Consider the following 23,943-nt stretch of genomic DNA (forward strand, 5'->3'; position numbering starts at 1 on the left):
GAGTATTATACATTAAAGGTTCTAGTAATTTTATAATGTTTTGCATCGTTAACACTCCTTTCTATGATAGTTTATATATCCAATAATAGACCTATATGAAAGCCCTGTCAATCGTTTTTTAAGGATAATATTAAAAAATAAGTCCTCTTGCATGTAATAGCGTAGAATAGGTTGGCGACTAATAGCCATTGATTCCACCCAAGCTAAATCAGCAAGAGGACTTACTATATTCTAAAAGTTTAACAGACTAACTAATCATCCATTACATTCTTTCAGGTGCTTTAATATTTAAGAGTGATAAAGCATCTTTCAAGACAATGGTAACCGCCTTAACTAGTTGAATCCGAGTTTCCAATTGGTCATTTTCTTCTAAGATTCTAACCTTAGCATAGTATTTGTTAGCTTGTTGCGCTAAAGTAATCGCGTACTTGGCGATCACAGATGGTTCATATTCAGTCGCTGCCTTGACAATCACTTCAGGGTAATTTTGCAACAATTTGATAATTTCCCAAGAATTTTCATCATCTAAATTGAAATCAACCGTGCCAGAAACTTCTTTACCATATTTTGCGATCACTGTATTTAACCGTGCATAGGTATATTGAACATAAGGTCCTGTTTCACCCTCGAATTGAACGACTTCATCTAGGTTGAAATCAAATGAGTTCAGACGATCCGATTTTAAGTCGTGGAAGACAACTGCACCCACCCCAACTTGTTGGGCAACTTCCTGACGATTTTCCAGATTAGGATTCTTAGCCGCAATTTGCTCATCAGCAATTTCAATCGCTTCATGAAGCACTTTTTCCAATAAGACAATTTTTCCTTTCCGAGTGGATAATTTCTTACCATTTAAAGTAATCAAGCCAAAAGGAATATGGTGCATATCGTCAGACCAATCATTACCCATTTCTTTCAGAACTGCCTTTAATTGTTTAAAGTGATCACTCTGTTCACTTCCCACAACATAAAGACTTTGAACGAAATCAAAGGTCCGTTTACGGTAATAAGCTGTCGCTAAATCCCGAGTTAGGTAAAGAGTCGCTCCGTCCGATTTTTTAATTAAGGCAATTGGTAAATTATATTTATCCAAGTTAACAACCGTCGCACCATTTTCGATATGAGAAATCCCTTTATCTGCTAGGATATCGATAACTTCTTGCATCTTATCATTATAGAAAGACTCTCCAGTATAGTAATCAAAATGGATATCCAACAAGTCATAGACTTTCTTAAAGGTCTTAATCGATTCATCCTTGAACCAATTCCATAAATCAAGATACTCTTGATTTCCTTCTTCTAATTCTTTAAAAACTTGCCGTGCTTGATCTTCAAGCTCTGGATTTTCTTCAGCTTTTTCATGGAAATCAACGTATAACTTAACTAATTCATTCACTGGGTCGGCTTTAACAACTTCTTCATCTCCCCAGCCTTTATAAGCAACGATTAACTTACCAAATTGGGTTCCCCAGTCACCCAAGTGGTTAATACGAATTGGATTATAATTAATTTTTGCAAGAATTTTTGCAATGGACTCACCCAACACTGTAGAACGCAAGTGACCCATCGACATTGGTTTAGCAATGTTCGGTGAGGACATATCAATCGGAACATTGCCACCCTTACCTACATCCGTGCAACCATAGTCAGAACCTTTGCTTAAGATTTCTCCAATCACCGAATTACCATGAGCACCTTTTTCGATGAAGAAGTTGATATAAGCACCCACTACTTGCACCTTCTCAAAACCAGATGGATCTAGCTTAGCGGCCAATTCCTCAGCAATTGCATCTGGTGCTTTCCGGAAAATCTTTGCCAGACTAAACACTGGGAAGGCATAATCACCCAATTCACTATTACTTGGTTTTTCAATCAAACGACTTAGTTGGTCTTTATCTAAGTGCTCCGACAATTCCTTGTGCAACAATTCAACAATTTTATCTTTTACTGACATCATTTTCTTCCTTTCATATTTGGTTTCGTATAAAAAAAGACCCCTGGGAAAACCCCAGAGGCATATTAAATACACGGTACCACTCTGATTAGCTCGTCCTAAAACAGGCTATCTCTATGCTATAACGTCGCTAAACGTGATAGATTACTCCTAATTTCACCTATCCTATCAGAAAGTGCGCTTTGGTGAAGATATCTTCATCGGCTCTCATCATCCCGACTTGCTGTTGAATAAGGCTCCACTTACTCTCTTTCCCATTTTTTTCTATGAATGACTTCATTATAATTGATTTTTTTAATAAATCAACCCTGTTTCCAAAAATAGTTTCATAAAAATAAATAATTAAAGAATAAAAAAGCGATCATTATAAATCATACTAGCCAATATAAAGAATTTTTATACTATTAGAAAAGCTGATAAAAGAATAATTTAGTCAAATAATTATTTTAATGCATAATTTCTTCTAATAGTAACTTATAACAACTTATAAAGAATCGTAGATTTCAGGAGTCATCTTAGTCAAGATTGCTAGTACTAATTCTTTAGCACTGATGAAATCTTCATAAGCTACAAAACCATAATGAGTATGAGCATAACGAACCGGAATGCCTACGACGATCGTTGGAATGCCCTGATTAGCTAGATGATAGACACTTCCGTTCGTGCCACCACCCTTACGGACAGAAGTTTGAACTTTAATCCCCAAATCTTTTGCCAAATCCACCGCCCAATTCTGAAATCCAGGGTGCGTGATCATAGACACATCAAAATTACGCAACATCGGCCCTTTAGTTAAAGCAGATTGAATTTTGTAATCTGCTGTAAAGGTATCATCTGCCGGGCAACCTTCGTAGACAATCGCTAAATCTGCCTGTAATTGGTTAATGGCTACTTTCGCGCCTCGAGTTCCTACTTCTTCTTGCGTAGTTAGAACACCTTGTATCTGAACTTGACTCTCATCGACTTGATCTTGAAAATCTTTCATGGTCTCTAACAAACAGGCACAACCAATACGACAATCAAAGGCCTTACCCAATAGCACAGACCCATCTTGTAATTCTTCAAAGGAAACATCTGGCACAACCGGATCCCCTATCTGAATTCCCAATGCAACGGTTGCATCGTAAGAAGAAGTTCCCACATCAATAACCAATTTATCCATCTCCAAAGGAGCCTTTCTCTCAGCATCTGTCATAAAATGAGGAGGCGTACTGGCAGTAATCCCTTTAATTTTTTGACCGGAACGTGTTTTGATGATCACCGTATGAGCCGGAACATTGGTTGTCACCCATCCTCCAACTGGTAAAAAGTCCAACATACCATTCGGACGGATAGCTTGAACAATAAAGCCTACTTCATCTTGGTGAGCATCTAATAAAACTCTGACTTTTTGATTCTTAGTGGCCTCATTTTTGTAATTAATAAATAGGTTTCCCATTTTATCATGACGGGTAGTCGCGAAGTCTGCCACATAATTTTCTGCGACTTGACGAACTTCTTCTTCAAAACCAGAAACACCAAAAGCATTCGATAAGTCTTTAATAATCATATTTTAACCTTCTTTCATAATCTAAATCATAACACCCTAGACCTCAATGTCAATATTGCCAAAATTCACTAAAAAGCTCAAACTCGGTCATCAACGTCGATCACATCCAATATAAATGACCTCCGAATGTTAGATTTTGGCCTAACTGACGGAGGTCAATCCCATGACTAGTACTCTTCTAATTATTCGATACTAACATATTTTAAATGGATCCGACCGATTGGATCAGGACGCATTCCTTTAACGGTATCTTTTAACACATAATTATTCTCATTATAGTAAATTGGAATAACTGGCATTTCTTCCATTATGATTGCTTCCGCTTCATGTAGCAATTGATTCCGCTTATCCCCATCAGATTCACTATTGGCCTCATCTAATTTTGCTTTAAAGTCAGGATTTTCCCAACCCGTATCATTATTTCCTGTTTGACTCGTACGATACATACCTAAGAAAGAGCTAGCATCATTATAATCGGCTGCCCATCCCATTCGTGCCACTTGATAATCTAAAGATTCTACCTTATCCAGATAAACTTGCCACTCTGAATTATCGATCTGAGTATTAATTCCAAGATTACGCGCCCAATTTTCTTGGACATATTGAGCAATCGTCGCATGGGCTTCACTAGTATTGATGGATAGATTAATTATTAATTCAGCTGGATCCTTCATTCCCAATTCTTCCAAGCCTTTAGCAAGATAAGCTTTAGCCTGTTCTAGATCACCATCCTTGAAGTAATCTCTTTCCGATTCAAAACTTGGAATTGTTGGTGGGACTAAACCTGTTGCTGGAATATGCGCTCCATGCATCACATTTTCAATTAATCCTTGACGGTCAATCGCTAAAGCAAGTGCCTTACGTATATTTACATTGCTCATGACAGGGTCTGAGATATTACACTTATACCAATAGATCGCAGAGTAAGGAATTTTTTGTAATTCACCTGATTCTTGGAATACTGGTAGATTCTCTAAAGAAATAGTTCCAAAGGGGGATCCTAAATAATCAAGATCTCCACTCTGATACATGGTACTGGCTGTTGATTCCGATTCAACAATTTGAACATTCACTTGATCCAATTTAACTTGATCTTTATCCCAATACTGGTCATTTTTACTCAAGGTATAATCACTATTATGATTCCAACTTGATAAAACAAAAGGACCGTTAGACACATAGTCTTCTCCAGCCTCCATTGCCCAATCTGGGTTACTTTCAACCACTTTATGGTTGACCGGAGCAAATACATAGTGATTAATTAATTCAGGAAAATAAGCCACCGGATGGGCTAAAGTTACTTCAAAGGTTAAATCGTCAACTGCTTTAATACCCACCTCTTCTAATGAACCTTCTCCTAAACTATAGGCCTCGGCTCCCTTAATATCATAGAAAAGATTAGCCCGCTGAGCTACTTTTTCAGGATCCAATATACGTTCCCAGGCATACTCAAAGTCTGCTGCTGTCACAGGATCCCCGTTAGACCATTTAGCTTCTGCTCTCAACTTAAAGGTATAAACTAAGCCATCTTCACTGACTTCCCATGATTCCGCTGCCCCTGGGACTACTTCCCCTTCATTATTCATCTCTGTTAGATTTTCAAAGACATTATCAATAATGACTCCCGAGGTCGTATCCGATGAAAGGCCTGGATCAATCGTCGGCGGTTCAGCACCTGTTGATAAATTGAGAACCTTATCTTGAGCCAAAGCTGTTGAAGGTGCCAACAATTGACCTAAAGTCAATAGAGTAAGACCCATTGTTTTTAAGAACTTCTTCATAATATACCCTCCTACTAATACTTCATTAATTATTAAGGGATTATATCACAGCTAAAGCTCATTTGTCTAGTTATAATTTAATCTTTTTTTAATAAAAATACGAAATTCCACTGTTTAAAAATAGAGACCATAACGCTTAAGTCATAGCCTCTAACATTTATAAATTTCTTAATTTTTTATGATCCATAATAGCAAATCATGCCCGAATCTAAAATATTATAGGTCTGGATTATGATAAACTGGCGTATTCTTTAACAATTCAACCATCATTTGATCCGTTAATTCTTTCCATTTATCCATCATCTTTTGAGCACGTTCAGCTGAAATTTCTGTAAGATACTTAGCCCGCTCTTGGGGATCTTCAATCGATAAGGCTTTTTCATCACTAGCCTTTAAGTCTTCAGCCATCATCTTTCTTGCTTCATCTTTTGCAGGTACGATAAAGTCTTCTTTTAAGAGGTCATAGTTTTGATCCATTAATGCACCAGCGAGACGGAAAGTCCAATAAGCACCACCTGATGAGAAATTCGTGTCTCCCATACGGTAAGCTTCTGGCGTTTCAGTGATACCTGAGTAGAAAGGCACATAAACACTTGATTCAGGTTGCCCCATATTGAGCCAGTGAACCCCTGCAATATCATTTGGTAGATCTTGACGAATTTGAAGGATATGTGATTCCATTGTTTGGGGAACACTTGCTGGTCTTAGCGTACTTTCTTGGTTAGTGCGATAATCATAGTCTGTACCTTCAAAATGAGATGAGAGTACTTTTTCAATATCTTCAATATCCATTTTTTCATCTGCTTTCATCAAGAATGGGAAATCATAAGATTCTAGATCTTGTTCAACGCTTGGTGTGAGTAATTTTTGACCATACCAAACTCGAGGATAATTATAGACTTGATCCTCTTCAGTATCCGTACCATAGGCTTTTTCAAAGCTAAAAGTGTCTCCTTCTTTATAACGATTAGCTTCTTGAGCAACTTTTAAAATATCCTTCGAAGCCATAAAGTTTTCTTTATCTTCAAGGTTCACTTCTTCAATCACAATTTGATTAGCAATCACTGCATATGAGTCATCTGGAATTCGTTGAGCTACCCATTGGTGACCAGTTGCGATTTCCATATACCAGACTTCATCTTTATCTGAGAAGATAACACCATTACCCTCAGCAGCACCCTTTTCTTCAACAATCTTTCCTAATCGTTCAACCCCTTCACGGGCAGATTTAATATAAGGTAATACCACAGCATTCAAGCTATCCTCTGCAATACCATCTTCAACCAAAGGATCAATGTTCAATACATCATCATTGGCTGATAGGGATTCCGTTCCGGACATAGCCACGCCTTCAGAGTTTATTCCAGCTTCGTCAAAACTTCCTTCTGACTCATCACCTTCTGGGGTAGCAGTCGTCTTAAAACGTTCTTGTGGTAACTCCACTGTAAAACCATTCCCCTTTGATACATACTGAGTTTCTTCATTTTGTCCCCCCGGACGAACCACAAAATATTTTGGCCATGCCGCCGACATATCCTCATTTCGAGCAATCATTGTTGAACCATCCACGGTAGCATTTTTACCAACAATGACACTCGTACAAGCCTCAGCAAAAGGTACTGGAAGTACTGTCATCACTAATAAGCTACTAACCAATGATTTACGATATCTCTTAAGTTGTTTCATTTTGAATCCTCCTATTATTTAAAAAAGGCCAATTAACATCGCTCTAAGCAGGTGTTAATCGGCCTTTTATATCGAACAAACAATTTTATTTATCCTAAGGGTTTAAAATATTATTGAATAATCGTTGCTGCTCCATCTTCGATGAAGGCTTTTAAGTTTTCAAGCGAAGTGATTACCGCCTGACCCCCTTGGGTATTTTCCACAAATTGAATGGCGGCTTCAACCTTTGGTAACATCGAACCAGGTGCGAATTGATTTTCTTTAATATATTCTTTCATTTCGTCAACCGATACGGTTTCCAATTTCTTTTGATCCGGTTTGTTATAGTTCACATAGGCATAATCAACACCGGTTAAGACGATGAATAGGTCTGCACCGAGATCGTTGGCTAATTTCTGGGAAGCGAAGTCTTTATCGATAACAGCTTCAACACCCTTTAGTTGACCATCTTCTTCAATGACAGGCACACCGCCACCACCAGTTGCCACTACCACATGACCCGCATTCACTAGGCTTGAGATAGCGTCTAATTCTTTGATAGCCACTGGTTTTGGTGATGCAACAACTTTACGCCAACCTCGACCCGCATCTTCTTTAAAAGTAGCATCGGTCTTAGCCATTTGTTCTTTGGCTTCTTCTTCCGTATAGAAAGGACCGATTGGTTTCGATAAGTTAGTAAAAGCTGGGTCTTCTTTATCGACAATCACTTGCGTTACAACGGAAGCCACTGTCTTATCGATGCCTTCTTTGGCCAATTCATTCTGCATGGCATTTTGTAACCAATAGCCAATAGATCCTTCAGTCATCGCAACCAAGCTGTCCAATGGGAAGGCTGGGTTCTTTTCAGAATCTGCTGCAATATTTTGTAAGAGTAGATTTCCTACTTGAGGACCATTTCCGTGTGTGATAATTAATTCGTGTCCACTCTTAATCAAGTGAACTAAGTAACTTGCCGTATCTTCTAAGGCTTTCTTTTGTGCTTGGGCAGATGGGTCCGATGATAGGATCGCATTGCCTCCTAAGGCTACAACAATTTTTTTCTTTGACATAAAACTCCCCCTTAAATTATTTAGTGATCAATGCTTTTAGAGCATTCGCATAGATTTCCATGGTTTCATAGAAATTCTTTAAAGGCATATGTTCATCAACCTGGTGCATGGTATCTTCTACACCTTCTTGAAGCGCTCCAAAAGCAACGCAATTCTTCATTGTACGAGCAAAAGTAGCACCACCCGATGAAATCGGTTCAGTCATGTCTCCCGTTAACTCACGGTATACAGCTAATAATTTAGTCACCAATTCAGAATCAACAGGAACATAAAGAGAAGCTAAATAGTCAAATTCTTGATAGCTTAACTCATAATCCTTAGCGAAATCCGATAATGTTTTAACTAACTGATCTTTATCGGTCTTAACGGGAATTCTTAAATCGAGTCCTAGCTTAGATTCATGATCATTAATTTCAAGATTAGCCACATTACACGTTAGTTTACCAGAATCTTCATCTTCCACTTTTCCAAAGATTTTTTCTCCCGTCACATCTTGTGCCAAAGTATCAGCAACAAACTTAAGAATTGGATGATCTACTTTTGTAGATAGAGCTTCAATCAAGTGACTTAAGGCATTGTCCCCATCTAATGAATCTTTTGAGTGAACAGATACGCCTTTTACGGTTAGGCGATCCCCATCTAATTCATATTTATAAGCTTTTTTATCAAGTTCTTTCGCTAAATCTTCAGCTAATTCTCCTTGATAAGCAGCCTTATCTGGAACGACATTAAAAGCACCTGGATTTGAAATATGAAAATCTTTGCTACCAGGACCTACGAGGTGCAATTGAAGCAGACCTTTTTCTGCATAAGTTAATGGAAAAGCAGAGTCCGGAACAATCCCCATAGTAACTGGCTCTTCTTTTTCATTATAGCGATTTAAACAGCGCCATAAGGTCTCTTCATCTGTCCCAAAAATAAATCGCACACGTTGGTTTAATTCATAACCTTGATCAAGCAATGCTTTAAAAGCGTACAAAGCAGCAATAGATGGCCCTTTATCATCTTGTGTTCCACGACCATATAATGCATCACTAGTCCGGATCATTTTAAATGGATCATTGGTCCAATCAGAGGGGTTGCCTACAGGAACTACATCTAGATGGCATAAGACACCAAATAGTTCCTCACCTTGACCCATTTCAGCGTAGCCATAGTATCCTTCAGGATCAATGTAAGTCTTCATTCCTAAGGATTCACACGTAGCCAATGCTCTTTCAAGCATACGCTGTATATCTTCGCCAAAAGGTGTTTCACTAGCACTTTCATCTAAGACAGAGGGAATAGCTATCCATTCTTCTAAGGTTTTTAAGGCTTCTTCTTGAACGGACTGAGTTAATTTATATTCCATAATACTCCCCTTTCAATTGATTAAAACTAAACTATACTATACTATACTATATTGCTAAATACGCTCCAGCTAATAATAAAACAAGACAAACTACAAAGACAATGATGATTAACTTCTTCATGAATTTCCACCATGTACCTATTTCAATATTAGCAATGGCTAAAGCCCCGACAACCACTCCAGATGTTGGTGTAATCAAGTTCACAATACCTGAAGCACTTTGGTATGCTGTAACAACGATCGAACGAGCAACATTGGCAAATTCGCCAAGCGGAGCCATAATCCCCATTGTTGCTGCAGCGAGTCCTGAAGTTGAAGGAATCAAGAAGGACATTGGAATATAGAAAATATAAGTCAATGTCGTAAAGGCCCACTTAGGCAAGTTAGCTAGAGACATTTCACCCCAGTGAAGTACCGTCGCTGTAATTTGACCATCGTTCATTACAACTTGGATACCACGAGCCACTGCACAAATTAAAGCCACTGAAATTAAGTCAGTAACACCATTAATAAATACTTCTACGAAACGACTTTCATTCATCTTATAGTATAAAGCAATAATCACTGACATCATGAAGAATAATACAGAGATCTCAGTTAAATACCAAGTACCAAATGGAATCAATGATTTACCAACTAAAGCACCAATGATAGGAAGTCCAGTAATCCAATTTGTTAAACTTTCAAAGAAAGTCCAATTTTCGTTTAAATCTCCCCAAGGGATTAAAGCTAAAATCATTAAAACGAAGGTAAGCATGAAGATAATTAAAACACCTTTTTGTTTACCAGTTGGTGCTGGAGCATCTTCTTCAACAGCCCATTTTTCTTTATCTGATTCAATATGATCTGCAATATAAGAATTTCGTTTTGGATCTTCCATTACTTTTTTAGCATAGCTTGACACATACCAAGCACCAATCACATAGGTAACAGCAAAGAAAATTAAACGAAGAGCCATACCATCAGCGGTAGAGATACCCGCCATATCAGAAGCAATTACGGTTGCGAATGGGTTAACAGTAGAAGATAGAACCCCAAGTCCAGAACCAACTAAGACCACTGCCACAGCCACTAAGGCATCCATTCCTACCCCAACCATCAAAGGAATCAATAGTGGATAGAAGGCAACTGTTTCTTCAGCCATCCCATAAGTTGATCCACCAAGGGCAAAGACAAACATCAATACCCAGATTAAAATTGATACATTTTTACTATTATTTTTAATTAATGAAGCAATTCCCGCGTCAATGGCACCGGTTTCATTAACAACTCCAAGGAAACCACCTACCATTAAAATAAAGAAGGATACTTCTAGCGCACCGGGTGTCGAATCAGTTCCTAGAAAACCACGAATTGGTGCTGAAAATAAGTCCCAAAAGCCTTGAGCTGTTTTTTCTACAGTATGATAAGTCCCTGCAATAAAATTCCCATCAGCATCTACATCATAAACACCCGAAGGGATAATCCAAGTTAAAATAGCTACAACGGCTGTAATAATAAATAATATGGTAAAGGCATTTAACATTTTGCGTTTTTTAGGTGTTTGTTCAACCTGATTTGTATTCATGTCAGACATATTATTTCCTCCTTAACTTTAAAAAAATCCGGTCATAGCTTATGACCATAACCGGATTAATATGTCATTTTTTATAGGCAAATTATACTTTAGGGATGAACAAGTTACCATTAGTAACTGCCATCACTGCTTTAATTGAGTGCATACGGTTTTCAGCTTGTTGGAATTGACGAGCGTGATCGCCGTTGAAGACATCATCAGTTACTTCCATTTGATCAATACCAAATTTATCTTTCATTTCTTTACCATAGCGAGTTTCAGTATCGTGGAAGGCTGGTAAGCAGTGTAAGAAGATCCAGTCTTTGTTTTCGATCTTATCTGTTAATTCTTTATTAACTTGATAAGGTTGAAGTAATTTGATACGTTCTTCGAACTTATCTTCTTCACCCATCGATACCCATACGTCTGTATAGATAACATCTGCATTCTTCACGGCTTCTTCAACATCATCTGTTACACGAACAGTCGCACCAGATTCTTTAGCATATCCTTCAGCACGTTTAACGATTTCTTCATCAGTAAACAATTCTTTAGGTGCAGCAATCGTTACGTTAACACCTACTAAAGCTCCCATCACGATCAAGCTGTTAGCCATGTTATTACGACCATCACCACAGTAAACCAAAGTTTTACCTTTTAATTCACCGAATTCTTCTTTAATGGTCATAAAGTCTGCGATCATTTGAGTTGGATGCCATTCGTCGGTCAAACCATTCCATACTGGAACGCCAGCATATTTACCTAATTCTTCAACGTCTGTTTGTTTAAATCCACGGAATTCAATTCCATCAAACATTGATCCTAATACAATGGCTGTATCCTTAACAGATTCTTTCTTACCCAATTGGATATCATTAGATCCCATAAATTCTGGAGCAGCTCCTAAATCATTAGCTGCAACTGTAAAGGCAGAACGTGTACGTGTTGAAGTCTTTTCAAAAAGTAATACAATATTTTGACCTTTTAGGTATTCATGTGGGATATGACGTTTTTTCAAATCTTTTAAGTGAATTGAAAAATCAATCAAATATCTTAATTCATCGGGTGTAAAATCAATTTCTTTTAAAAAGTTTTTTCCTTGGAACATGGGCATTCTCCTATCTATTTTACTGACTTAGCGACTAAAATTTTTCACGAACTAATGGCATTGACATGCAACGAGGACCACCACGACCACGAACTAATTCGCTACCTTCGATTTGGTGAATCTTAACGCCTGCTTTGCAAAGTAGATCATTAGTAATGACGTTACGGTTGTAAACCACAACTTCACCTGGCGCAATAGCTAATGTGTTAGCTCCATCATTCCATTGTTCACGAGCACCGGCAACAATTTCGCCACCACCGCAACGTAATAGAGAAACTTGGTCAACACCTAAAGCTTTAGCTAAGGTATCTTCTAATTTACCTTCCATTTCATCCACTTTGACATCGTCTCCATTTGGAGTTAAACGAATAACTTTCAATCCACCTTCGATTTCTGGGTGAATGGTAAATTTATCATGGTCAATGTGGGTAAATACCGTATCTAAGTGCATGAATTTACGATTGTTAGCAATTAAGAAAGCATAAACTTCTTTATAGTCTGTTTCTTTAAATAAACGTTTAGCTAATTTCAAGATTGAACGTTTATCAGTACGTTGTGAGATACCAACAGCAAGCACTTGACTAGATAGTACTAATTCGTCCCCACCTTCGATACGAGTAGATTCTTCACGGCTATAGAAGCGAGGAGTATCCTTATATTCTGGGTGGAATTCAAAGATATATTTTGCATAAAGTGTTTCACGATTACGAGTATCTGAGTACATATGGTTAATTGTTACACCATTACCAATTGTCGCAAATGGGTCACGTGTGAAGTAAAGGTTTGGCATTGGATCCACTGCAAATGGATAATCTGCATCAAGGTCATCTAAAGCAGTTGTTTTCACATCTAGTTCAGATTTCTTGAAACCTTCCATAGATTTTAGAACCATATCGAAAGTATCTAAAGCTAATAATTGTTCACGAACAGCTTGATATTGTGGTCCTTCTGCAAGTCCACATTCTGCCATCCAATCGTCAACAAATTGTTCTTTAACGCCACCTGCATCGATTGCTTCTGCAGCTAATTTTTCAAGGTATACAGTTTCAATACCTTGATCTTGTAATGTTTTAGCAAAGTTATCATGTTCTGCTTGAGCTGCTTCGAGATAAGGAATATCATCGAAAAGTAAACGATCTAGGTAGTCTGGCATTAAGTTTTCTAACTCTTTACCAGGACGGTGAAGTAAAACCTTTTTTAAGCGACCGATTTCAGAAAATACTTGAATATTTGACATTCAAATTCCTCCCTTTAATTGATGTATTCATTATAACCCACAAGGGAACCGTTTACGTTAACGATTTCGCATCAGCAAAACCAATTGATCACATTTTATTAGTTATCGATTTCATAAAAAGAATGCAAAGCAAACGACATAACCAATGCAAGATTAATCACATTGGTTATGTCGTATTTATCACAAATTATTTAGGATACTTAATGACTAAATGAAGGTCATCTAATTGGTCTTTAGCAACGGTATTTGGCGCATCGGTTAAGAGATCCTGTCCACGTCCTGTCTTAGGAAAAGCAATAACTTCTCGAATATTAGGCTGTCCCGCTAAGATCATTACTAAACGATCCAATCCCAAAGCTAATCCTCCATGTGGAGGGAATCCAAATTCTAGCGCATCTAATAAGAAAGCAAATTGACTTTGAGCTTGTTGCGGTGTAAAACCTAACAACTCAAACATCTGATCCTGCATCTCCCGCGTATGAATCCGAATCGATCCACCCCCAACTTCGTAACCATTCAAAACAATGTCATAAGCTTTAGCCCTTGCTTGGTCTGGGTGTGCCTTCAACTCAGCTACGTCTGGATTTTGGGGTGCTGTAAATGGATGGTGCATAGCTACATAGCGGCCAGCTTCCTCATCATATTCAAATAAAGGCCAGTCGGTCACCCATAAGAAAGCTAATTCTTGTGGATCATAAAGCTGGTGTTCCTTGGCTAAGTAGGTTCTTAAAGCCCCTAAAGAATCAGCAACCACTTGTTTCTTATCTGCCACAAAGAATAAGATGTCACCTATTTTAGCATCTAATCGTTCTTTAATCAAGTCCTGATCTTCATTAGATAAAAACTTAGCAATTGGGCCATTAAATCCTTCTTCAAGTACCTTTGTCCAGGCTAAACCTTTTGCTTTATAAGGCTTAACAACGTTAAACAAAGCGTCCGCCGTCTTACGAGTATATTCGTCGGCTTTTCCCTTAAGATTAATCGCCTTAACTTGGCCACCGGCCTCGACAGCACTCTTAAAGACACCAAAATCACTGGTAGCCGCAAAATCACTCAGATCAGTTAGCTTCATATCAAAACGAATATCTGGTTTATCAGATCCATATTCATTCATGGCTTGGTCATAAGTCATCGTTGGGAAAGCCTCATTAATTTCTATTCCACGAGTCGCTTTCACCACTTCCTTCAACATGGCCTCAACCCCTGCTTGAATCTCCTCTTGTTCCAAGAAACTTGTTTCTAGGTCGACTTGGGTAAATTCAGGTTGACGATCACCTCGTAAATCCTCATCTCGGAAGCACTTCACAATTTGATAATAACGGTCAAATCCAGCACCCATTAACAATTGTTTAAATAATTGTGGAGATTGAGGTAGCGCAAAGAACTTGCCCGCATTTTGCCGGGTGGGAACCAAATAATCACGAGCTCCTTCGGGAGTTGATTTTGTTAAGAAGGGTGTTTCCACATCAATAAAACCTGCATTATCTAGATAATGACGAATAGTCTTGGTGACGACATGTCGTAAACGGATATTTTCAAAGACTTGATGGCGTCTTAAATCAAGCATTCGATATTTCAGACGTACTTCTTCATCGGTATCAATATTATCTTCAATATAAATAGGAGGTGTCTTAGCTTTCGCATGAATGATCAGCTCTGTCGCCATCACTTCAAATTTTCCAGTTGGAATCTTTGGATTAATTTGATCTTCCGCCCGATATTGAAGCTCCCCTGTTATCTCGATGACATATTCAGAGCGCAACTTGTCCGCTGCTTGGAAATCTTCAGCAGATAGCTTACCAGAGTTAAATACCACTTGGCAAAAACCTTCGCGGTCACGCAAGTCAACAAAGATGACTCCTCCTAAATCCCGTCTTTTTTGAACCCATCCTTTGAGGGTGATTGTTTTTCCTACCCATTCATCACTGACTAAACCACAATAAACTGTTCTTTTTGCCATAACTATTCTCCTTTAAAAAATGCATCAACCACGGAAGTATCCATCGTCAAACGTCGGAAGACTCCAACAAAATCCTCCAGTAAATCTTCGAGGGAAAGCGTTGTTTCCTGACCATTAGCCTGATTCTTGAAAGTCAACTGACCCGATGCTACCTCTTTTTCGCCCAATGTAACCACTAACCGACTCTCCAACTTGGCTGCCGTCTTAAATTGTGACTTTAAAGAGCGATTTAAATAATCCCGTTCAGCAATTAGTCCCGCTCCTCTTGCTGCTTGAACCACTTGGGTAGCCAATCGATTCGCTTCTTGCTCTAAACAAATAACATAAACATCGACAGCTTCGTAGCCGGGCAAGTCGATGCCCTCTTCTTCCAGCAATAATAAAAGACGTTCCATACCCAATCCAAAGCCAAAACCTGATTTTTGAGGGCCACCCAAATCTTCGACCAATCCACTATAGCGTCCCCCACCACAAACGGTTGATTGAGCGCCTATCGCTTGATCTTCAACAATAAATTCAAAAATCGTCTCTTGATAATAATCTAATCCTCGTACAATACGATCATCCACTTGATAAGGAATGTTCAGAGCCTGAAGTAACGATTGAACTTCTTCAAAATGCTTTTGACTCGTTTCATTCAAATAATCCAATATTGAAGGTGCTTGTGGCAGAAGTGCCTGATCCTTAGGGTCTTTTGAATCGAGAACCCTTAGCGGATTATCATGAAGTCTCCGCTGTGAATCTTCACTCAATTCATCAAAATGCGGCTCAAAATAATCAATTAGAGCCTGACGATAAGCTTGGCGAGCTGTTTTTTCGCCTAAGGAATTTAGATGAATTCGAATTCCTCTTAAACCTAATTCTTGGAAAAATTGCCAAGCAAGGGCAATCACTTCAACATCGGTAGCTGGATTATCTGACCCAAAAACCTCAACACCAATCTGATTAAATTGACGCTGACGGCCGGCTTGAGGACGCTCGTAGCGAAACATTGATCCAATATAATAAAGCTTCAGAGGCTGAGGATATTCTGGACCAAACAGCTTGTTTTCAATGTATGCTCGAACTACCGGTGCCGTCCCCTCAGGACGAAGAGCAAGTCGACGTCCGCCCTTATCCTCAAAATCGTACATCTCCTTGGAAACGATATCGGTCGTATCCCCAACTGACCTTGCAAACAAATCATAAGATTCGAATAAAGGGGTCCGAATTTCTCTGAATAAATATTGATCAAATAAATCTCGGGCCAAATCTTCAACATACTGCCAACGCGCAACATCCTTTGGCAGAATATCTTCCGTCCCTTTCATCTTCTGAATCAAATTGCTTCCTCCTTTTTTAAATATAAAAATCGCCCTAGCCATAGCATAGGACGATTGAACGTGGTACCACCTAATTTTGCAATGTAACCATTGCCTTAAATAACTTAACGCGCTAAACGGGATAACTTTGCATTATCCTTCTCCGTAGTGTCTTCACTATTGCATGAACAGTCTCACCATCTGTTCCTCTCTGTTTGCGAGCTACTTGTCTACTTCAACGAATTAATTTTGTTTATAGCTTACTTAATCTCCCTCTTTTTGTCAAGAATAATAATAGATATCTATAGATTAAATAATTAGCAGTTTTAAAGATTGCTTCCTAAAATTGTTGACAATTGACAAATTTCCCCCTTCATAAGCATTTCAAAAGCAATCTTAATCCCTTAGATTTTGTTAAAAGACAAACGGGTCACAAAATGATTACTTTTTAATGACATTTTATAAAAAAAGAAGAAAGCGTCAACAAAGTTATTATAATAGAAGTATTATGAAGCCCGTCTAGGAAGGAAGGCGCCCTGATGCCAATCTCGTTTAACCTATCTAAGAAGCAACTAGCCATTCTCTTCACCGTCACTAGCCTATTTATTGCTAGTCTAACTCTTAGTTATCTAACACGAACCAGCCCCTTAACGATTGTTCGTCCCGGAGTTACCCTTCGTCAAGAACCCTCTACAGGATCCAAAGCACTCGCTGAAATCGACCCTAAGAGCCAAGTTTCCTTGCTTAGCCGTAATGAAAACTGGTTAAAGGTACGTTATCAAGGTAAGATCGATGGTTGGATCCCCCAATGGCTACTTGATCAGCCAGAACTCCCCTCTGACCAGGAAATCGGCTTAAAAACTAAAGGAAAAACACCTCTATATAGCAAAGCAGATAAAGATAGCCCGGTAGTCACTGAACTACCAACGGATAGCTTTAGCAATGTTCAGTTTATTCAAGGAGACTGGATCAAAATTTATTATCAAGACTATGAAGGTTTCGTACAAAAAAAGCAAGTTCAACTCCTTGCTAGCAAAGATGCTAAGCTACAACGTCAAGCCAAAGAAGAGTCGGAAAAGAAAGAAGCAAAACGTCAAGCAGCCTATGAAAAGCTTAAGGACCAATTAACAATCCGCCAAGAAGGAGCCTATTTCTTTGAAAGTCCCTCCTATCAATCCAAAGCTCTCTATCAAGCCTCATATCTTCAACAATTCACTCTGCTTGAAGAAGTCAAAAATGAAGAAACGGGTGAAATATTCTATAAAGCTAAAGATGATCAAGGCCGAGAAGGTTACTTAAATCCAATGGTTGTTTCACAACCGGTCGATTCGATTGATCATAAGACTGAGCCAAAAGTACTCACACTTAAAGAGGCGACTCTCTTTATCGACCCAGGACACGGTGGCGAAGATCCCGGAACTTTATCCCTAGATAAGCAGTTTCATGAAAAAGACTATACTTTGCCTGTCGCTATAAAACTAAAGACCAAACTAGAAGCTTTAGGCTGCAAGGTCATTCTTTCACGCGATCAAGATGTTTTTGTTGGCTTAGACCAACGAGTAGACATGACGAATCAATCTGACGCAGACCTTTTCGTCTCAATCCACTTTGATGCTTCTTGGGACCCCAATTGGAATGGCATTACCACTTACTTCTATCACTTAGAAGATGAGAATTTCGCTCAAGCCATGCAAGCAAGCATCTCCTCTCTCGGACAATCAGATGGTGGCGTTCAATATGGTAATTATCAAGTACTTCGTGGGAGCCATATCCCCGCAATCCTTCTAGAAATGGGCTTCATGTCCAATCCGGCTGATCTAGAAAATATTAAAGATGATCAATATCAAGATCAACTTGCACAAGGTATTGTCCAAGGCTTAGAAAGCTATTTTAATCAACTCAATAAAAATCATTAAAAAACAGGCTGGGATGGTGAATCCCAGCCTGTTCGTTTATTTAATATCATCATTCTAATAGTCCATTAGAAAAGCGTGCTCAAGTTAGATTAGCTATCGGTCTACCGAATCCAAGATAATGGTCATTGGCCCATCATTCACTAAAGAAACTTGCATATCTGCACCGAATTGACCTGTTTCAACCTGGTAACCATAATCTCTTAGACACTGGTTAAAATAATCATACAATTCCGTCGCTAAATTGGGATCAGCGGCCTGAGTAAAGCCAGGACGATTTCCTTTCTTAGTGGCGGCATAAAGAGTGAATTGACTAATCGAAAGAATGGATCCCCCCACATCTTTTAACGACAAATTAGTCTTTCCTTCTTCATCTTCAAAAATCCGCATATTAGCAATCTTACGTGCACAGTAGTCACAATCTGTCTGATCATCCCCATGGGTAAAACCAACTAACAATGTAAAACCATGATCAATAGCTCCTACCACTTCTCCATCGATGCTTACTTGAGCAGCTTGAGTCCGTTGAATAATTACTCGCATTTTTTCCTCCTAATTGGCAATCCGTTTAACTTCATAGACATCTGGAATACTGCGCAGCTTAAGAATTAAATCCTCTAATTGCTTGGTATTCGAAATCATAACCTTTAAGTCTATCGTTGCTTGACTATTGTCCGAAATCTTACCATTGACACTCTTTAAATTCTTAATCGTATGGTTAATCACATGCAGAACGTCATTGATCAATCCCGTACGATCAAATCCAATGACTTGAATCGCTGTCGTATATTCCTCTTGTAACTGATCATATTCTTCCCACTCAACATCGATGGTCCGATCCGCTAATTCAACCTCATGCTGCAAGTTAGGACAATCTATTCGGTGAACTGAAATACCTCTCCCGCGCGTAATATACCCAACTATAGGGTCTCCGGGAACGGGATTACAACAACGACTCAGACGAATCATCAGATTATCGATACCTTTAACTACGACCCCAGACTCGTGAACGGTTCGGTCTGGTTGATCTTTAGTCGGTGTTGTTTTATTAATCGTATTACCACTAGCTTCATCATCTTTTTCCTCTTGGTGAATCCCTAAATAATTCATAATCGTGTGCATGGACAATTCACCCAAGCCAATGGCTGCATATAAGTCTTCCAAACTGTTAAAATTAAAGCGCTCTAACAGATCTTTTTCCTTATTACGCTTTAACTCCTGTCGTAGACTAGTATTTTGATCTTTTAATTCCTTTTCTAAGATCTGCTGACCCATTTCAGCATTTCGTTCTCGCTCCTTCAACTTAAAGAAACGTTTAATTCGATTACGGGCCTTAGATGTTTTAACAAACTTCAACCAATCACGACTCGGTCCGTTAGAATTGGGATTCGTTAAAATCTCCACAATATCGCCATTTTTTAACTGGTAATTTAAGGGAACAATGATCCCATTCACCTTAGCACCAATCGTTTTATTACCAATCTCGGTATGAATATGAAAGGCAAAATCAACCGGTCCAGAACCAGCAGGTAATTCAGACACATCCCCACGAGGAGTAAAAATATAAACTTGATCTTTAAAAACATCCTCTTTGATAAACTCCATGAATTGGCTAGCATTATCAGCATCATCCTGATATTCCCCTAGATCACGGAACCACTTCAATTGTTTTTGAATATTATCAACGGGTTCTTCATCTGCTCGTTTACCTTCTTTGTAGGCCCAGTGAGCCGCTACCCCATATTCAGCAACTTGATGCATATAATGAGTTCGAATTTGGACTTCAACGGGTTTCCCTTGAGGGCCTATGACTGTCGTATGGATCGATTGATACATATTAGCCTTAGGCATGGCAATATAGTCTTTAAAACGTCCGGGCATCGGCTTCCACTTAGTATGAATAACCCCAAGTACACCATAACAATCTTTAATTGAATCCACAATTACTCGCACTGCTAATAAATCATAGATATCATCAAATTCTTTGTTTTGATCAACCATTTTTCGATAAATCGAATAGATATGCTTAGGCCGACCATAGATATCTGCCGTCATCTCTAATTCTTGAATGGCAACTTGGATATCAGCAATCACTTCTTTAATATAGGATTCTCTCTCATCCCGTTTAGCATCCATTTTATGAACAATATCATAATAAGCGTCTGGATTAATATAACGTAACGCCGTATCTTCTAGCTCCCATTTTATCGCTGACATACCAATTCTTTCAGCTAAGGGGGCATATACCTCAAGAGCTTCCTCTGATTTTTCAATTTGCTTACTCGGTTTCTGATATTTTAAGGTTCGCATATTATGCAGACGGTCAGCCAGCTTAACCATGACCACCCGAATATCCTTAGCCATGGCCAAAATCATCTTACGGTGATTTTCAGCTAATTGTTCTTCCTTACTTTGAAACTTAATTTTCCCTAACTTAGTGACCCCATCCACTAAAAAAGCGACCGTTTCGGAAAAATTTTCCTTGATATCATCTAAGGTATAATCCGTATCTTCAACAACATCATGGAGGAATCCCGTTGCTACCGTATCTGGATCCAACTTAATACGCGCTAAAATACCAGCAACTTGAATAGGATGTATAATATAAGGTTCTCCCGACAAGCGACTTTGGTGGGCATGGGCTGCTGTTGCAAAATCCAATGCCTTCTTGACAAAAGCAACCGAGCGTTCATTCATATACTCTGAACAAATCTCAATGATTGATTCTGCGGTAAATATTTCATTGCGCGCCATTGTTCCACCCCCTAATATAATTTATCTTACATTATACGCCAAGCAAGCCTTATTTAACAAGCTCTAAAGCTATCTTTCCAAACTTGATCCACAAAATCCATTTAAAAGCGTGTTTTTTTAATACATCCAAGTTAGTTGGATATTCTTCTCCTTATTAGAATAAGAATAAAACCCACAACCGAGATGGCCACCAGGAACTATTTAAAGTCTTCTGGCTTCCGCTAGCAACTTCTACTTAAAGTATAGCTAACCATCCTATGACCACGGTTGTGGGATTGTTTATATTCTAACGCCTATTTTTTGATTTAATTATTCTTGTTCTGCTTGAACGATAGCAACACCTTTAGACGCACCTAAACGACTTGCGCCCGCTTCAATTAGTGCTTGAGCTTCCTCGAAGGTATGAATCCCACCGGAAGCTTTCACGCCCATATCTGGCCCCACCGTCTGACGCATCAATGCCACATCATCCACTGTCGCTCCACCCGTCGAAAATCCGGTTGATGTCTTTACAAAGTCAGCCCCAGCTTGCTGAGCAGCCTGACAGGAATTGACTATTTCATCATGTTCTAACAAGCAAGTTTCAATAATAACTTTAACCAGTGCGGGTTTAGCTGCATCAACAACCGCTTTGATATCCGCTTGAACTTGATCCCATAAACCATCCTTAACAAGACCGACATTAATTACCATATCCACCTCATCAGCCCCAGTTTTAACAGCTTCCTTAGCTTCAAAGGCTTTTACGGAGCTGGTATTAGCCCCTAAAGGAAAACCAATGACTGTACATACTTTAACCGAAGTATCGTGTAATAACTCATTTGCATAAGCAACCCAATATGGATTCACACAAACAGACATAAATTGATATTTCTTAGCTTCTTGACACAAACGTTCAATCTCAGAGCGAGTGGCTTGTGCTTTTAAAAGTGTATGATCGATATATTGATTCATTGACATCATAAAACTTCCTTTCCTTGATAAATTATTCAAATTGATAAGAAATAGCGGCCAGAGCGTATATAGGGGCCGTTTCAGCCCTTAAGATTCGGCGTCCTAGCGAACATGTTATAAACCCTTTAGCGCGTAATTGATCCACTTCTTCCTGAGTCAATCCTCCCTCTGAACCAAAGACAATGACCATCTTTTGTCCTTTTTGGCCCAAAGACAAAGCCTGTCGAAGACTATATGATGTAGTCTGCTTGGCTTCTTCTTCATAAGCAACCAACTTAAGGTCATATTCATCCAAACTTGGCAACCACTGGTCCAGCGTTTTTAAGGAAGACACTTGAGGAACAACCAATCGCTTAGACTGCTGACTAGCTGCTTGAGCAATCTTCTGTAGCCGATCAATCTTTTGAATAGACTTGCCATCTTTCCATCGAACAACATCACGGCTTAAAGACAAGGGCTGAAAACTAGCCATACCACACTCTGTCCCCTTTTGAACAATGGTATCCAACTTATCATTTTTTGACAAGCCACAAGCAATGGTTACTTGAATAGGGAGCTCCGTATCGACTTCTATCCTCTGAATTACTTCTAACTGAGCCAACCCTGCCCTTTCACCCACTAGCCTTGCTAAATAACGTTGACCTTGATGAACGACATATATTTCTTGGCCTGTTCTCGCTCGCAGAACCGTCAATAAATGATGACTGTCTCCTTCACTTAAGGAAACAAAAGCAGGAGGTATCGAAGAAGACGCTTCTAATTCTAGAAAATACTGTTGCACCTTAGTCCTCCTTTTTTTGGACAACTAAGTTTGCCCAACCTTCAGAGCTCGTCTTTTGACAAACTTCCCAACCTGATTCCTCTAAATAATCAATCAGGTCCTTGGCTCTTTCTTCCAGAATTCCTCCAAGAATCAAGTAACCATTCTCGGTTAATAGAGGGCCAGCCTGAGGGATTAATTCTTTTAGGATATGTGGCAAAATATTTGCCACAATGATCTCAGCAGTTTGTTCAACACCTGATAATAGGTCATTCACTTGAAATTCGACAGCTATATTTTGACCCGTTTTTGCTTGATGAATCGCTAAATTATCAGTAGCCGCTTGAACTGCCTGCGGATCCAAGTCATAACCCCAAACTTGCTTAGCTCCCAAAGACCAGGCAATTAAAGAAAGAATGCCCGAGCCAGTGCCCACATCAATCACTCTTTCCCCACCCTGCATGAAAAGCTCTAAAGCCTGCCCACTTAACCGCGTCGTCGTATGGTTTCCCGTACCAAATGACAAGCCCGGATTTAGAAAGATAATCCGCTCATCAGGATAATTAGATTGATAATCTTGCCAAGCCGGAACAATCTTGATAAAGCGAGAAATCGTCTGCATCTCATAATGAGACATCCAATTGGCTTGCCAATTTTCCTCTTTAATAACTTGACTTTGAATTTGAACAGGCACTTGAAGCATTGCTTGAACTTGTAATTGGATGTAATCTGGTGTAATCGTTGGTTCAAAAAAAGCCTTAACCTGAAGCGGCTCCTTTGATTCTTCAGAGTCTTGAGACCGAATCTCACCATACAAGTCTTCTGTTTCTAAATAGTAGTCTGCCCCTTCAATCTGAGTCCCTTGAGCACCCATCTCAAACAAATAATAAGTCAAGCTATCCAACAGACTCTTATACTTTCGATCCATCGATATAGTCATCATCTGCCATTGGGTCATTGCTTTCATCCTTTCATCTAAAGCAAAAATAAGCGTCGAGTATCGTAACGCCCCGTCTCTTGATACAGAGCTA

Annotated in this window: 17 protein-coding genes and 1 other annotated feature; of the genes, 1 reads left to right on the forward strand and 16 read right to left on the reverse strand. The window is 39.0% G+C overall.

What is annotated here, in order from left to right:
• Nucleotides 1–262: 262 nt before the first annotated feature.
• The 11 genes from argS to hisS form a co-directional block, all read right to left on the reverse strand.
• Entirely contained in the window at nucleotides 263–1,954 is a 1,692-nt protein-coding gene (gene argS, locus HMPREF2758_RS02485) for an arginine--tRNA ligase (protein ID WP_016647883.1), read from the reverse strand.
• Between the two features lie 484 nt (nucleotides 1,955–2,438).
• A complete protein-coding gene (locus HMPREF2758_RS02490; protein ID WP_016647884.1) occupies nucleotides 2,439–3,503 on the reverse strand; it encodes a M42 family metallopeptidase in 1,065 nt (354 codons plus the stop codon).
• Nucleotides 3,504–3,685: 182 nt separating this feature from the next.
• Nucleotides 3,686–5,284 (reverse strand): peptide ABC transporter substrate-binding protein, encoded by a 1,599-nt coding sequence (locus HMPREF2758_RS02495; protein WP_070609035.1) that lies wholly within the window; start codon nucleotides 5,282–5,284, stop codon nucleotides 3,686–3,688.
• A gap of 216 nt (nucleotides 5,285–5,500) precedes the next feature.
• Nucleotides 5,501–6,970, reverse strand: a complete 1,470-nt coding sequence (locus tag HMPREF2758_RS02500) for a C69 family dipeptidase (protein WP_016647886.1) — start codon at nucleotides 6,968–6,970, stop codon at nucleotides 5,501–5,503.
• A gap of 110 nt (nucleotides 6,971–7,080) precedes the next feature.
• Nucleotides 7,081–8,019 (reverse strand): carbamate kinase, encoded by a 939-nt coding sequence (arcC, locus tag HMPREF2758_RS02505; RefSeq protein WP_070609036.1) that lies wholly within the window; start codon nucleotides 8,017–8,019, stop codon nucleotides 7,081–7,083.
• 16 nt (nucleotides 8,020–8,035) lie between these two features.
• Nucleotides 8,036–9,370 (reverse strand): M20 family metallopeptidase, encoded by a 1,335-nt coding sequence (locus tag HMPREF2758_RS02510; protein ID WP_016647888.1) that lies wholly within the window; start codon nucleotides 9,368–9,370, stop codon nucleotides 8,036–8,038.
• Between the two features lie 46 nt (nucleotides 9,371–9,416).
• A complete protein-coding gene (locus tag HMPREF2758_RS02515; protein WP_006907789.1) occupies nucleotides 9,417–10,946 on the reverse strand; it encodes a YfcC family protein in 1,530 nt (509 codons plus the stop codon).
• A gap of 82 nt (nucleotides 10,947–11,028) precedes the next feature.
• Nucleotides 11,029–12,033 carry an ornithine carbamoyltransferase gene (gene argF / locus HMPREF2758_RS02520; protein WP_006907790.1) on the reverse strand — a complete coding sequence of 335 codons (1,005 nt, stop codon included), beginning with the start codon at nucleotides 12,031–12,033 and terminating at the stop codon, nucleotides 11,029–11,031.
• A gap of 34 nt (nucleotides 12,034–12,067) precedes the next feature.
• A complete protein-coding gene (gene arcA / locus HMPREF2758_RS02525) occupies nucleotides 12,068–13,270 on the reverse strand; it encodes an arginine deiminase (RefSeq protein WP_006907791.1) in 1,203 nt (400 codons plus the stop codon).
• Between the two features lie 187 nt (nucleotides 13,271–13,457).
• Nucleotides 13,458–15,230 (reverse strand): aspartate--tRNA ligase, encoded by a 1,773-nt coding sequence (gene aspS, locus HMPREF2758_RS02530; RefSeq protein ID WP_070609037.1) that lies wholly within the window; start codon nucleotides 15,228–15,230, stop codon nucleotides 13,458–13,460.
• 2 nt (nucleotides 15,231–15,232) lie between these two features.
• The gene (gene hisS, locus HMPREF2758_RS02535) at nucleotides 15,233–16,552 is read right to left on the reverse strand and encodes a histidine--tRNA ligase (protein WP_083304836.1); all 1,320 of its coding nucleotides are present in this window, start codon (nucleotides 16,550–16,552) and stop codon (nucleotides 15,233–15,235) included.
• Between the two features lie 43 nt (nucleotides 16,553–16,595).
• Nucleotides 16,596–16,779 (reverse strand) — a binding site (T-box leader).
• 291 nt (nucleotides 16,780–17,070) lie between these two features.
• Between hisS and HMPREF2758_RS02540 the strand changes: the two genes are divergently transcribed.
• Entirely contained in the window at nucleotides 17,071–18,447 is a 1,377-nt protein-coding gene (locus tag HMPREF2758_RS02540; protein WP_070609039.1) for an N-acetylmuramoyl-L-alanine amidase, read from the forward strand.
• Between the two features lie 93 nt (nucleotides 18,448–18,540).
• On the opposite strand, the gene dtd is transcribed toward HMPREF2758_RS02540, so the two are convergent.
• The 5 genes from dtd to prmA all read right to left on the reverse strand — a co-directional run.
• Nucleotides 18,541–18,987, reverse strand: a complete 447-nt coding sequence (dtd, locus tag HMPREF2758_RS02545; protein ID WP_070609040.1) for a D-aminoacyl-tRNA deacylase — start codon at nucleotides 18,985–18,987, stop codon at nucleotides 18,541–18,543.
• A gap of 9 nt (nucleotides 18,988–18,996) precedes the next feature.
• A complete protein-coding gene (locus tag HMPREF2758_RS02550; RefSeq protein ID WP_016647894.1) occupies nucleotides 18,997–21,198 on the reverse strand; it encodes a RelA/SpoT family protein in 2,202 nt (733 codons plus the stop codon).
• 309 nt (nucleotides 21,199–21,507) lie between these two features.
• Nucleotides 21,508–22,158, reverse strand: coding sequence for a deoxyribose-phosphate aldolase (deoC, locus tag HMPREF2758_RS02555; RefSeq protein ID WP_070609041.1), 651 nt, complete (start codon nucleotides 22,156–22,158; stop codon nucleotides 21,508–21,510).
• 25 nt (nucleotides 22,159–22,183) lie between these two features.
• Nucleotides 22,184–22,933 (reverse strand): RsmE family RNA methyltransferase, encoded by a 750-nt coding sequence (locus HMPREF2758_RS02560; protein ID WP_070609042.1) that lies wholly within the window; start codon nucleotides 22,931–22,933, stop codon nucleotides 22,184–22,186.
• Between the two features lies 1 nt (nucleotide 22,934).
• Nucleotides 22,935–23,943 (reverse strand): 50S ribosomal protein L11 methyltransferase (gene prmA, locus HMPREF2758_RS02565; RefSeq protein WP_246823198.1); only part of this gene is annotated, 1,009 nt, incomplete at its 5' end.

The organism is Facklamia sp. HMSC062C11 (assembly GCF_001810675.1).
GTDB classification, from domain to species: Bacteria; Bacillota; Bacilli; order Lactobacillales; family Aerococcaceae; genus Facklamia; species Facklamia hominis.

Bases quoted from the DNA above. Each gene is read 5' to 3' on its own strand.
- argS (WP_016647883.1), bottom strand. From the start codon at position 1,954: ATGTCAGTAAAAGATAAAATTGTTGAATTGTTGCACAAGGAATTGTCG.
- HMPREF2758_RS02490 (WP_016647884.1), bottom strand. From the start codon at position 3,503: ATGATTATTAAAGACTTATCGAATGCTTTTGGTGTTTCTGGTTTTGAA.
- HMPREF2758_RS02495 (WP_070609035.1), bottom strand. From the start codon at position 5,284: ATGAAGAAGTTCTTAAAAACAATGGGTCTTACTCTATTGACTTTAGGT.
- HMPREF2758_RS02500 (WP_016647886.1), bottom strand. From the start codon at position 6,970: ATGAAACAACTTAAGAGATATCGTAAATCATTGGTTAGTAGCTTATTA.
- arcC (WP_070609036.1), bottom strand. From the start codon at position 8,019: ATGTCAAAGAAAAAAATTGTTGTAGCCTTAGGAGGCAATGCGATCCTA.
- HMPREF2758_RS02510 (WP_016647888.1), bottom strand. From the start codon at position 9,370: ATGGAATATAAATTAACTCAGTCCGTTCAAGAAGAAGCCTTAAAAACC.
- HMPREF2758_RS02515 (WP_006907789.1), bottom strand. From the start codon at position 10,946: ATGTCTGACATGAATACAAATCAGGTTGAACAAACACCTAAAAAACGC.
- argF (WP_006907790.1), bottom strand. From the start codon at position 12,033: ATGTTCCAAGGAAAAAACTTTTTAAAAGAAATTGATTTTACACCCGAT.
- arcA (WP_006907791.1), bottom strand. From the start codon at position 13,270: ATGTCAAATATTCAAGTATTTTCTGAAATCGGTCGCTTAAAAAAGGTT.
- aspS (WP_070609037.1), bottom strand. From the start codon at position 15,230: ATGGCAAAAAGAACAGTTTATTGTGGTTTAGTCAGTGATGAATGGGTA.
- HMPREF2758_RS02540 (WP_070609039.1), top strand. From the start codon at position 17,071: ATGCCAATCTCGTTTAACCTATCTAAGAAGCAACTAGCCATTCTCTTC.
- dtd (WP_070609040.1), bottom strand. From the start codon at position 18,987: ATGCGAGTAATTATTCAACGGACTCAAGCTGCTCAAGTAAGCATCGAT.
- HMPREF2758_RS02550 (WP_016647894.1), bottom strand. From the start codon at position 21,198: ATGGCGCGCAATGAAATATTTACCGCAGAATCAATCATTGAGATTTGT.
- deoC (WP_070609041.1), bottom strand. From the start codon at position 22,158: ATGTCAATGAATCAATATATCGATCATACACTTTTAAAAGCACAAGCC.